The organism is Fictibacillus marinisediminis (assembly GCF_023149135.1).
GTDB classification, from domain to species: Bacteria; Bacillota; Bacilli; order Bacillales; family Fictibacillaceae; genus Fictibacillus_C; species Fictibacillus_C marinisediminis.
This window is the reverse complement of sequence record NZ_JAIWJX010000002.1, coordinates 910139-922472: the sequence shown is the minus strand read 5'-3', so window position 1 is coordinate 922472 and position 12334 is coordinate 910139. Positions and strand designations below refer to the sequence as shown.

Sequence of the window (12334 nt, the reverse complement as noted above, 5' to 3'; positions counted from 1 at the left end):
ATTTAATCCTGTCTCATATCTGAAACTAAAAATCTATTTTTCGGACATTCGCCATGACAGAAGAAACGAACCTCGCAATTTTTGCACAGAAGGTAGTGTATCCCGCTTTTTCTTTCCAAACACCTGCTGTGCTGGCTGATTGACCGCCTGTACTAAGCCCTCTTTAATATTTCCTAACCCATATTCAGGATAGATAAAATGATCACAGGCAAACAGCTAAGCCAGTGCCCTTTCAAAGTTCATGACATATCCCCATACATTTCGTTATACCACTGCCAGGCAGTATTCTTTGTTAAATAAAAAAGCTAGGCTCTGCGCCTAACTCCATCCATGCTATATTTGGGTTAATATGTCTTTTTTGAGCAAACTGTACATCACTAAATCCTGAAATTCTCCATCAACACATTGATAGTCTCTGAGGCACCCTTCTTCGTGAAAACCCAATTTTGATACAAGCATCGCAGAGCCATGGTTGTCGGGATGAATAAGCGCTCCAATCCGGTTTAGTTTCATGTGTTGAAAGGCGAAAGGAAGTATGGCACTGAGTACTTCTTTCATCACACCTTTGCGCCAATTGCTTTTTCGTATTTCATATCCTATTTCTGTCCTGAACTTCTTTTTTGCCCAGTTGTGGTATCCGCATGTTCCGATCAGCCGGTTTTCTTCCCTTTCCGCAATTCCCCAGCGGATCGTCATCTGATCCCTATAACCTTTTTGAAAGTCACAGATCAAAGATTTGGTTTGCTCTATAGAGGTAAACGGAGCAGTACCCCAAAATTTCACAACCTCAGGATCAGAATATACTTCATGCAGGTCGTCTGCATCCTCTTCTTCAATGTTTCGAAGAATAAAACGCTTCGTTTCTAATTGCGGAAACGCAGAGTAGATCTCTTCCATTCTTTTTTAAGTCCCCTTTATGGCAAACAGCTGATTGGAGCAGTATTCAATAATGTCACTCCTGCGGACAATGCCGATAAATACACCCTGATCATCCACCACAGGAACAAAGTTTTGGGTGGCAATTAAAGACAAGAGATCTTCCATCTCAGCATTAATATAGACGGACTTGATGACCCGGTCTTTTTGGATGCCGGAGATGGAAAAGCGATGGCTTGTTTCAAACGTCAGCCCTGGCGTGTTTTTTATCGTCCAAAGCAAATCGCCTTCGGTCAGAGTTTCAGAATATCTTCCTTTTTCATCAAGTACGGGAATAGCCGTATATCGATGATGCTCAAGTTTCTCAAGTGCCTGCCTGATCGTTGAGGTTGATTTTAAAAAAGCCACTTCATCTTTTGGCAAAAGAAAAAAAGCAATGTTCACAGTACCTTCCTCCTCGTTCCATTCGCATTCTTATCCTTCTTTTATGACTGGTTCAACCGCTAAGCTTTCCCAAAGATAATAGGTAATATAGGTGTTCCATGGCGCCCAGTCTTCTGCCAGTCTTCTTACATCTTCTTCAGACGGCTGATATTCAAGCCCCCATGCTTTACGTACACCATTTCTTAAACCGATATCAGCGGCAGGAAGAACATTGGTACGCCCCATTGCAAAAATAAGGAGACATTCAATCGTCCAGCGGCCAATTCCCCTGATGGGCAGAAGCGAACTTATCACTTCTTCATCACTCTTTGCCCAAAGAGAGTTGACATCCAATGTTCCAGAAGCGATCAGCCTCGCAAAATCGATAATATACTCTGCTTTTCTCTGGCTGAACTGCAGCTCCCTCAGTTGGCCATATTCCAGAGAAGCCATATTTTCTGCCGTTGGAAAAACGGAGAATGTTTCACTTTCATGTTCGATGTGTTCACCAGCGAGGTCGATCAAGCGGTCGATCAAGACGGCCGCAAATGTAAGATTCACCTGCTGTCCAGTTATGATTTTCACCATGGATTCAAAAAGGTCGGGATCGGTGACCAGCCGCACACCGTAAAAGTCCGAGATGAGCGGCGCAATGTATCTATGATCCGAAAACTGGCTATAGAATTGCTTTATATCTATATCTGTTGAAAACATGCGTTTGACCATAACCAACAATTCATCCTGCTCCCGCTGTGAAAGAGTTTCGGGGAACTCTACCTCAAGCTCCGGTTCGTCAATGCTTCCAATTGCTTTTACCTGAAACAGAACCGGTCTATTCGCAAGGTGTACCATTCTTTTATACGTTTGATTGTCCATGTCCACATGTACGATGTTATTTTTCCCTGCACTGCTCACCCGACGAAGCATTTTAGAGAAATCAAAGGGTGATACAGGCTTAATTACTTTTATCATAGTTTCTCCTTTTTACTTCATGGTTTGTAAAAAAAACACATAACATTGTATGCGCTCTCATCTTCTTTATTATCCCCTCTCTCCTTCGAACTTTCCAGTCTAAATTTCAGGAACCGGATAGGGAAAATAAAAAAAACCGGCATGGGCTGCCGGTTTTATGCGTCACGCGATTTTTCTTTTTTTTCTTGCAGGTAAGGATTTTCCTCCAGGTTGTCCACTGTATGTTTATAAGAATATCCTTTTGAAATAGCAACAACAAAAATAACCAGGATAAACAAAATGATGATAACAGAAACAATGATTGAAATAAGAAGAGTTGACACGCTGTACAGCTCCTTTATTGATTATTCCTTATTTTAGCATAGGCAAGGAATGAAACATATGAGCCTTTACAGAAAAAAACACTCAGCTTCCCGCTACACTCTGCCTTTATACAGATTGTAATCATCTATACTGTTAAAACATCCCAGCCTGTCACCGATTACCAATCCAAAATCAATATATGCATTGTTTTTGGCGGTTATTATATTTTTATCTTCAACAACCGGCCGGTTTACAGATCTTCCTGTCAGCCAGTCCTTCGCTTTTCTATGGTCCTCTTCAATAACAGTAGCGGTAAAATTTTTGTTGATCAGCACGCCCGCTTTTCCGGCCAGCAGCACACCGCTGCCTATTGCTGCAATTCGTACGCCGTCCCTGTCAAAGGCTTTGATCAGTCTGATCAGCCGGACATCGGACTGGCTCCCGGCTTGCCTTCCTCCCGGGATCAGCAGCAAATCATATTCAAGAGGGTTAATATTTTTTAGTTTAATAGACGGCTGCATCATAAGGCCGCATTCACTTGTCACTGCCCCGTGCGGCAATGAGAAGGTTAATACTTCATAAAAGCGGCTGACGATAGACAGCGCCACCATAATCTCTACTTCTCGAAACTGGGGATAGAGATAGACAAGTACTCTCTTTTTCACGCCCTCACCCATTCTTCCTGGTACTATTTACATACCATACTTTGTCGAACATTGTATGGTATAAATTGTATCAGTACAAAAGGAGGATGTGTATTGGGAAAATCGCTGATTAACTTATGAAAATATCCAAGTATTTATCCATTCATTTTCCCAATTCGTTCCTTTCACTTAAATCTAAATTACCATAAAAAAAGCAAAACCCTGAATGGGCTTTACTCAAAGTTACACTATTAGTTTTTCATACCCGCGGACGCAATCCCCTGCACGTAGTATTTCTGAAAGAAAACGAAGATGATCAGCAGAGGGATGGTCGCCATCGTAAGGGCAGCCATGACATGTCCATACTTTACAGGAGGCTGATGGAAGAAGAACTGCATGCCGACCTGGAGCGGCCTTACACTCTCATCTGTTGTCGCAATCAGCGGCCACATGAAATCTCCCCAATGTGTAATAAACGTGAGGAGTGCAACTGTAATAAAAACAGGCTTTGATAACGGGATGACGATTTGAAAAAAAATGCGCAGTGTAGAAGCGCCATCCATTCGTGCGGACTCCTCTAATTCTTTCGGCAGGTTTAAAAAGAACTGCCGGAACATGAAAATGTTAAACGCATTTGCAATAAAGGGAACGATCAGCGCCTGGTAAGTATTCAGCCAATCGAACTCATCGATGATTAAATACAAGGGAAGGAGGATACTCTCAAACGGGATGATAATTAACGCGACCACGGCTGCAAACAAAAAATCCCTTCCTTTAAACTCCATTCTCGCAAACGCATAAGCAGCCAGAGAGTTTACAAACAAACCTAGAAGAACAATTACCGAAACGTATAATGTGCTCGTCAGCAAATATCTGATAAATGGAATCCGTTCAAAGACCCCGGTATAGTTGTCCAATGAAAAAGTATATGGAACAAAGGCTTTAAATGATTGCAGATCCGCGAAAATCTGCGCTTCCGATTTAAAGGAAGAGACAATCATCCAGACGAGCGGAAATAAAAAAAGAAGTGCAAGCAAAGCAAGGGCGACATACAATCCTATTAATTTAAACAAACGGTTCTTTTTCATAACTCTCCTCCTATTCTGTAGATTCTTTAATAAACTTTCGCTGCAGAATGGAAATGACCAGCACGATCACAAAGAAAAGAATTGCGATGGCTGATGAATATCCAACATCCCTAAACTTAAAGCCTGTTTCATATACCATATAAACGAGCGTTTTCGTAGAATCCAAAGGGCCTCCCTGCGTCATGACAAAAGGCTGGATAAAGAGTTTAGTAGCAGCAATCATCGTTACAATCGCAATAAATACCAGGATGTTCCGAATGCCGGGAATGGTGATGTTGATGAGCTTTTGCCAAGCGTTCGCCCCATCAATGGAGGCTGCTTCATAGAGATGGTCCGGAATTTCCTGAAGGCCTGCAAGAAAGATCATCATCTGATAGCCGGCCCCCTGCCAAATACTCATAAAAATAATAGAATACATCGCCTGGTCTTTGTCTGTAAGAAACTGAAACGGACCGATTCCCACGATATTTAAGATGGAATTCGCCAATCCGTTGTCCGGATTATAGATGAATGTCCAGAGGATGGAAACAATAACCATTGAAGTGACAACAGGAGCAAAAAAAGCCATCCTGAAAAATTTGATGCCTCTTACCTTTTGGTTCACAAGAAGGGCCAGTGCCAAAGCGACAAGGGTTTGTACGGGGACAACGATTACGACAAAAAGAGCGGTATTTCCCAAGGATTTTAAAAAGATATCGTCCTCCGCCAGCCGCTTGTAGTTTTCCATTCCTACAAATTTCATCTTTTCAGGGGTCAGCAAATAATAGTTTGTAAAGCTATAGTACAGTGCCAAAATGGCCGGCAGTATGAGAAAGACAAACAGCAGAATCATCGCCGGGCCAACGAACCCATAGCTGGCAAACAAATTCTTTCTTTTCCTTTGCTTCGGGCTTACCGTAGGTAATGGGTGATCGACGTTTGTTTTTTGTGGAACGGGTTCCATCCTGTTTCTCCTTTCTGCAAAAGGTACAGGAAAAGGAGTGAATCCATCACTCCTTTTCTGTTTTATTTTTTGAATCGTTCCAGTTCTCTGTCTGTATCCTTCGCTGCTTTATCAAGTTCTTTTTTTACATCCTGCCCCAAGGCAGCCGCTTGAAAAGCTTCAGCAAATTTAGCGGTTAAGACCGGATAGGCAGGTGTTGCCGGACGGGCTTTTGCTGTGTTCAGCACCTGGTCTTTAATGATCTTTTTAGGGAGCTTATCGTATTCAGGCAGCTCTTTAAACGCGGACTCGCGTGCCGGCGGCATTCCGGTTATCTTGGAGATTTCTACAACAGAATCCTTATTGCTCATCCACTTTACAACCTCGGCTGCTTCTTTCGGCTGTTTGGACTGGCTGGACACACCAAATGCCCAAGATCCGGAAGGTGAGGTTTTCTTTTTGCTGTAAGGGAAATAGGTCATTCCCCAATCCAGATTTTTATACTCTTCAAAGCCAGGAATCAGCCACACACCTCCAAGCATCATGGCCGCCTTTCCTTCTTCAAAATCCGTCGGCCCGTTGGAAACGCTCACAACTTTTGACTTAAACAGATCTTTGACATAGTTCATTGCCTCTATCGATTTCGGGCCATTGACATAGCCGTCAGCTTTAGTGCGATCTTTGTTGAGCAAGAGGCCGCCGTTGGACCATACAAATACGGAACCCATGTAAGTGAGCCATTCCCCGACGCCATTATCCATATGCATCGTGAGCCCGCGGACGTTGTTTTTAGTCAGTTTTTTCGAGGCGTCCATGAACTGGTCCCATGTCCATGCCTTGTCTAATGATTCCGGAGCGTTAATTCCGGCTTCTTTCAGCAATTTTTTGTTATAGAAGACCACAATGGATGATTCCATTGCCCCAAGTGCGTATAGTTTGCTGTCATATGTACCTTGCTGGATGATGGATTTGGCAAAATCCTGCTTGTCCTTTTTCTCTACGTAATCATCAATGGGAGCCAGAATCCCTGTTGCTGCATAGTTCCCGACAAAAGGCCCGTCCATATCAAGAACATCCGGCAGCCCGTTCGATGTTGCAGCAGCATTGATTTTATCTTCATAGGCGTGACCTGCACCGCTTGGAATGATATCGAGCTTAACATGAATTTTTCCTTTATGAGCTTTATTGAATTCCTCAATACGTTTTTTATAAAAGTCGACTTCTTTCGGCTGTCCCTGATGCGCCCACATTTTCAGCTGTACTTCTCCGTTTTTCTCTGTTCCTGACGCTCCTTGGTTGTCATTGGAACAGGCTGACATGGATAAAGCCAATACAAGACAAAAAAGCAGCAACAATCCCTTTTTCATCGGTTTTGCCTCCTCATTTTATAATCGTATTGGTGATTTGAACGGATTTTGCACTTCATCCTCTGCCGGAAGCGAGCGGATGATTTTATCATTTTCCATGACAGTCTTACCGTTCGAATCCTTCAATTGACCTGTTGCTTTTACTGTAGTGCCGGATGAGACCGGAAGGATTAAAGATTCAAATGATTGGACTGAATCTTTCTCTATCTTTGGAACAGGCAAACATTGCTGATCGACCAGGGTGCCGTCTTCAAGGAACACCTTGTAGGCTATTTCGCAGTTTTCAAATGTAACATTGTAATCGTTCACGATCCAAGGAGTTACGGTAGCTGTCTTTCCAAGCTCCCCATCCGTAACTTCGCCGTTAAAGGACAGATGCAGCGGTTCAAAAGCTTTAGCCATAGCAAAATAAGCTTTTTTAGGCTGGCGGTAATAGTCGATGATGGACCAATCGATGGACGGTCCTGTATTAACAAAGTGAAACTGAAGAAGCCCGCTTACTTTATTGTATTTCTTTCGCCTTAACGCCTCTGTATGCTCCTTGTAGAACTGAACCTGATAATCTTGTGTAATGTCGATAAGCTCTTGAAGGGACTGAGTCATGACCGACCCCATCATCGACTGATAAATATTGGTCTGGAAGCCCCATGTACGGTAGATCTCCCAGTTAACCGGCCAGAGAGACTCCTGATTCATAAATTTCTTCAAGGAATCTTCATTTGGAATAGACTGGGTTCCATACTCTGTTACAAACATCGGGTTATAAAACTCAGCATCCTCAATTTTGCCCCAATACCAACCGACCCAGTGCACACTTAAATGCGTACCGATATAGTCGGTAAAGTCATCCAGCGTCTCAAAAAAATGAGGAAGTTCCTTATCAGATACGAGCACCGAATTTTTAATAACGGGCCGCAGACTATCGAGTTCCTTTACGACACGCAAGAGCATATTGTCCAGCTTGTTGTAGTCATGATAGCGGGATTCGCTGTGGCAGGACCATAAAATGATCGAAGGATGGTTATACAGCATTCTAACGAAACGACGTGAAACATCCTCGGCTCTTTTTATAAAAAGACCCGTAGATTCATAGCCCCATTGAAACGGCAAATCCTGAAAAACCATGATACCCTTTTCGTTGCACAGCTGATAAAACTCTTCCTGTTCGGCATGGGCAAAAAGCCTGGTGGTATTCATGTTGGCATCCAGCATCATTTGGACATCAAGCTGGTAGGATTCCTTTGTCATAAGAGAGAGGAACTGGTCGGACAAATAATTGTTTCCTTTAATAAACACCCTTGTTCCATTGAGATAAAAGATCCATTTTTCATCCATTTTAATTTCGCGGATTCCAAATATTTGAATCTTCTTGTCTACCAATACCCCATTTACCCACACTTCAATCACAGCTTTATACAGGTGAGGAAATCCAAGCTCCCATGTCCACCATAATTTGGGGTTGGACAGCTGATCAGTCATTGAATAGCTGCTCGTACCTGGTCTCTGAAAATAGCTCTGAGGCTTCCATCTGTATATTTTCCCTCTGAAATTATGGGGCAAGAATGAAACTTCCACGTCAATTTTGGCTTCCTTGCTGTTATTGTTCTGTATTTCTACATCAAGGTAGATGGTGGCTTTCTTATACTCATCTTTTAGATAAGGAGTCACCTGAATATGCTCAATATGTACCTTGCAGCGTTCTTCAAGATAAACCCCTTTCCATATTCCTCCCGGATTGACCAGAGGATTTGGGTAATGGGCATTCACAGAAGAAGGAACTTCTGGACAATCTGTCAGCCCTTCTTGTTTCACCGGAAGGCAGTCCCAATGGTAAAGGCCTCCCTTGGCAATTTTTTTACGTTCGGGCTTTGTATCCAATTCAGAAGTCACTTTGATTACCAGTGTGTTCTCTCCGCAATATTCCAGAAAATCAGAGACATTGAATTCAAACGAATCAAAGTCTCCTTCATGAGCTCCAAGATACACTCCGTTGAGCCAAACCTCTGAATAATAATCAACAGCATCAAAACAAATGTAGAACATCTTATTTTTCTTTAGTGACGGAGCACGAAAGACAGTTTTATACCACATGACTCCCTGGAAATCCTCATATCCCGCTTTCTGCCAGTGTGCTGGAACATGGATATCCTCCCAAGTTAGTTCTTCTGAATGATATACAGGCTTGTTTCTAATGTTTCCTTCCATACGGTTATCCTCATCAGGAACACATTTCCATATGCCATTTAAACTTAATTTTTCTCTGCATTCTCTGCTCATGGGTATCACCTGACTTTGTTTTATATAGTTTATAGTTATTATCGCCTTTATGGGACAGAGACATCATTTATGTTTTCACTATTCTGAACTTTTCCCGGCGATGAATTAACATAAACACCTTTTTATGGATGCAAACGTCCTTCAAACTAAAAAAAGGCTGCACACCCTCACACAAACAAAATCCTTAGGGAAGATGTGCTAAGTTAGAGAGACATCACTTATTTCATACCTTTTCCTTTTGTAAGATGGCAGGGGACACCTTGGCCGACCGCTCCCGGTTTAGACATTTTATCTATATAGGCCAATCCCCTCGCACATTGAGTTTTGCAGGACAGGCAGGTGGAACTGGTAACCATTTTTAGAGTATGTGCATATTTATTGACCGCCTGATCATATTTAGAGATCTTTTTTGCCTTTTTTTTTGCCATAATTCATCCTCCTCGCCTAACATTCCTCATATGATATGAGGAGGTGAAGAGGTATGCCACAAGACAAAGTAAGAAAAGCGCAAGCGCCCTCGAGGACTTATGCTGAAAACAAGAACCAAGTTTTCAGCCCTGGGCGCTGGAGCTAGACATTACATCTATGCAAGCTGAATATTATACTTTTTTACATCACAAAAAAAACCGCTTATAAAACTAAGCGGCTTTCATCATTTTTCAATTCGTAACGTAAAGTATTCTGTTCGGCCAGCGTTAAAATATAATCACTGTCCCTTCTATCATAAGAATCCAAAAAGTCCCGCAGCGGCATGTGATATTTGTCCCACACAATATCCATCAGCCAGTTGTGGTTCACCTCAAAGTATTCCCCGTCAAAACGGTTGATTTTGACAGTTTCACCAAAATACATGCCTAACACTCCTTTCAACAGGAAGGTAAACTGCATTAAGGCCAATTCATGATATGATAGATTATACTATAATATTCAGAAAAGTTAAACAATATGACAAAAAAAATAAAAAAAGCCTTTAAACCGTAAAAAAACAGGCAGAATGAGTCTGCCTGTTTCGTACTTATATTTTTTTAGCGCCAAGGAATTTCGGTGCCCAGTAAGGATTTTGCATTGAAGCAATGCTTACTCCTTTAGAAGATGAACTGTGAATAAACTTATGGTCTCCGATGTATATTCCAGCATGGGAAGCACCATGTTTATACGTTTGGAAAAATACAACATCTCCAGCTTTTGGAGTACTGACAGATGTACCTTTTAAATAGATTCCGGAAACCGTTCTAGGCAAGTCAATTCCAGCCGATTTATCAAAAACATAGTTGATATAGCCGCTGCAATCGAACCCTTTAGGTGTTGTTCCGCCCCAGCGGTAAGGAACACCCATGTATCTTTTTGCCGTACTGATCAAACCTGATGAACTGTATGAAGTGCTTTTAACAGCTGTTTTAACCCCTAGTGCTTTGAACGTGCTTTTTCCAGCCACGCCATCCGCTTTAAGTTTTTTTGCTTTTTGAAACTTTTTTACAGCTGATTTCGTATATGTACCATAGTAAGTAGTCGTCTTTTTGTATGTAAAATATCCTTTTTTCTTAAGGACAGTTTGTAATTGCTGCACATCTTTACTGGTCATACCTTGTTTTAAAGTGTGATCGCCAAGCGCTGCTTTCCCTACGATCGGGTTGAAAGCCATCATTCCTAATAGTGCCGCTGCCGCTACCAATTTTTTCAAAGCATGTATCCCCCTAAAATCTGTATTACCAATGTTGGTATTTGTTTCCTTGCTAACTTAATTAGATTCTACCAACAAAATATGACACGAACATTTTAGAAAGATTACAGATATATTACAAATTAATAGAATTCCCGATTTTTTATGACATTAAACCTAATGAATTCCATATTTTCTGTCAAATTAAGCTAAATTCAGTAAAATAAATTGTAACAATATGACTACCAATCTTCAATAACAGGTCTTAATACCTAATGTCAAAAGACCTTATTGTGCTGATTTGTTTCTTGAATGATGTTCTTTCCCTCAATTTTTAGGGAAGTATAATGCAAAGAAGACAAATCGTTAAATAATTTGTCACTAAAAAAAGGATGCCTCTAGCCCTTCATTACGTTATGATAAGCTAGTGTATGACTATTTTTTGGTATAAATATTACATAGCCATTAACAAGAACCATCCCAACTCTAGCAAACGATATGGTATAATATGGTAATTATTAAATATGATTTTTTTGAATTGAAGGAGCAGTGACTATTGAGTAAATTAAAATCCCATATTCTTCCTTTGTTATTGATGCTCTCTATTCCTCTTCTGCATACTTTTTATGAATTGCTGAATAACGGAGATCGGGGAGCAAGGAGTCTTATTACATCATTTGATCAGCATATTCCTTTTATTGAAGCCTTTATTATTCCGTATGTTTTTTGGTACCTTTTCATTTTTGGCATGCTGTTTTACTTTTTTATCTATGACAGATCCTTATATTTCAAGACGCTGTTGAGCTTAACGATCGGGATGGCCATCTGTTATGTCATTTACTATTTCTTTCAGACAACGGTTCCAAGGCCTGCCATAGAGGGCAGCGGTGTTCTCACAAATGTTATCCGTTATATTTACTCAGCTGATGAACCCTTTAATTGCTTTCCAAGTATTCATGTCCTGAGCAGTTATTTAATGGTCATTGCAATAAGATACTGCAAAACAAAAACACCAGTACGAATTTTCGCTGTCAACATTGCAGGATACTTGATTATTCTTTCCACACTCTTCATTAAACAGCACGTAGTTCTAGATGCTTTTGCCGGAATCCTTCTCGGTAATATCCTGTTTAATACAATTTATTATTTTAAACCTATGTTGTCCTACGCCACGAATAAACGTTATTCAAAGAACAAAAAAGCAGCCGAACCCCGATAGTTGGGCAGGCTGCTTTTTTATTATGCGTCCTCTCCTTTATTAGAAGCATTTCCGTGTGTCTCCATTATCTCGTCAACCGATTGCATTCTGCTGTCTTCATACTTCCCTTCACCCTTCCTGACGAAAGAAGGTTCACCTATTTCATAATCATCTGTTTTCCCTTCCTCATCAGCCTTTTCTTGTGCCTGGACCGTCCGTTTTGCATAAGGAAGGGCTTTTAATCTTTCGTAAGGAATCTCCTCTCCCGTGTCCACGCATTTTCCGTAGGTGCCTTCTTCAATGCGCTGGAGCGCTTCGTTAATGTCTTCAAGAGTTTCCTCTTGATTTTCATCAAGCGCCATTGCCATTTCGCGGTCATATAACTCACTCCCCATATCACCAAAGTGGTTATCATATGAGCTGATCTCCCCGGTAGACTCTTGCAGGCTTTCATCTTTCTCCCTCAGCTCTTGCTGTTCTTCTAGCTGTTTTTTCATCTTTAGCAGATTTTGTTCTAATTCGTTGATTTGTTGTTTAGATAAGCTCATGCTGTTCCTCCTCATACACTATTGTGGTTAGTATTTACCCTATTTCTAATGAAATA

At 41.3% G+C, this 12334-nt stretch carries 14 protein-coding genes; 1 reads left to right on the top strand and 13 read right to left on the bottom strand.

Going from position 1 to position 12334, the window contains the following annotated elements:
- Positions 1–333: 333 nt before the first annotated feature.
- The 12 genes from LCY76_RS05120 to LCY76_RS05065 all read right to left on the bottom strand — a co-directional run bounded on the left by LCY76_RS05120 (position 334) and on the right by LCY76_RS05065 (position 10553).
- On the bottom strand, positions 334–897 hold the full coding sequence (locus LCY76_RS05120) for a GNAT family N-acetyltransferase (protein WP_248251723.1): 564 nt from the start codon (positions 895–897) through the stop codon (positions 334–336).
- Positions 898–903: 6 nt separating this feature from the next.
- Complete coding sequence (locus LCY76_RS05115; protein WP_248251722.1) at positions 904–1320, bottom strand: CBS domain-containing protein; 417 nt, start codon at positions 1318–1320, stop codon at positions 904–906.
- Positions 1321–1350: 30 nt separating this feature from the next.
- Positions 1351–2271 carry a DNA-3-methyladenine glycosylase family protein gene (locus tag LCY76_RS05110; RefSeq protein ID WP_248251721.1) on the bottom strand — a complete coding sequence of 307 codons (921 nt, stop codon included), beginning with the start codon at positions 2269–2271 and terminating at the stop codon, positions 1351–1353.
- A gap of 155 nt (positions 2272–2426) precedes the next feature.
- Entirely contained in the window at positions 2427–2594 is a 168-nt protein-coding gene (gene ytzI, locus LCY76_RS05105; RefSeq protein ID WP_248251720.1) for a YtzI protein, read from the bottom strand.
- Between the two features lie 93 nt (positions 2595–2687).
- Positions 2688–3239, bottom strand: a complete 552-nt coding sequence (locus LCY76_RS05100) for a DJ-1/PfpI family protein (protein WP_248251719.1) — start codon at positions 3237–3239, stop codon at positions 2688–2690.
- 230 nt (positions 3240–3469) lie between these two features.
- The gene (locus LCY76_RS05095) at positions 3470–4306 is read right to left on the bottom strand and encodes a carbohydrate ABC transporter permease (protein ID WP_248251718.1); all 837 of its coding nucleotides are present in this window, start codon (positions 4304–4306) and stop codon (positions 3470–3472) included.
- A 10-nt stretch (positions 4307–4316) separates the two neighbouring features.
- Positions 4317–5249 carry a carbohydrate ABC transporter permease gene (locus tag LCY76_RS05090; RefSeq protein WP_248251717.1) on the bottom strand — a complete coding sequence of 311 codons (933 nt, stop codon included), beginning with the start codon at positions 5247–5249 and terminating at the stop codon, positions 4317–4319.
- A gap of 62 nt (positions 5250–5311) precedes the next feature.
- The gene (locus tag LCY76_RS05085; RefSeq protein WP_248251716.1) at positions 5312–6595 is read right to left on the bottom strand and encodes an ABC transporter substrate-binding protein; all 1284 of its coding nucleotides are present in this window, start codon (positions 6593–6595) and stop codon (positions 5312–5314) included.
- An 18-nt stretch (positions 6596–6613) separates the two neighbouring features.
- A complete protein-coding gene (locus LCY76_RS05080) occupies positions 6614–8872 on the bottom strand; it encodes a glycoside hydrolase family 2 protein (RefSeq protein WP_248251715.1) in 2259 nt (752 codons plus the stop codon).
- Between the two features lie 218 nt (positions 8873–9090).
- A complete protein-coding gene (locus LCY76_RS05075; protein WP_248251714.1) occupies positions 9091–9300 on the bottom strand; it encodes a hypothetical protein in 210 nt (69 codons plus the stop codon).
- 202 nt (positions 9301–9502) lie between these two features.
- On the bottom strand, positions 9503–9724 hold the full coding sequence (locus tag LCY76_RS05070) for a hypothetical protein (RefSeq protein WP_062236429.1): 222 nt from the start codon (positions 9722–9724) through the stop codon (positions 9503–9505).
- Between the two features lie 163 nt (positions 9725–9887).
- Positions 9888–10553 carry a C40 family peptidase gene (locus LCY76_RS05065; protein ID WP_053355457.1) on the bottom strand — a complete coding sequence of 222 codons (666 nt, stop codon included), beginning with the start codon at positions 10551–10553 and terminating at the stop codon, positions 9888–9890.
- A 535-nt stretch (positions 10554–11088) separates the two neighbouring features.
- Here LCY76_RS05065 and LCY76_RS05060 point away from each other — a divergent pair.
- On the top strand, positions 11089–11751 hold the full coding sequence (locus LCY76_RS05060; protein WP_248251713.1) for a phosphatase PAP2 family protein: 663 nt from the start codon (positions 11089–11091) through the stop codon (positions 11749–11751).
- A 20-nt stretch (positions 11752–11771) separates the two neighbouring features.
- On the opposite strand, the gene LCY76_RS05055 is transcribed toward LCY76_RS05060, so the two are convergent.
- The gene (locus LCY76_RS05055; RefSeq protein WP_248251712.1) at positions 11772–12278 is read right to left on the bottom strand and encodes a TraR/DksA C4-type zinc finger protein; all 507 of its coding nucleotides are present in this window, start codon (positions 12276–12278) and stop codon (positions 11772–11774) included.
- Between the last annotated feature and the right edge of the window lie 56 nt (positions 12279–12334).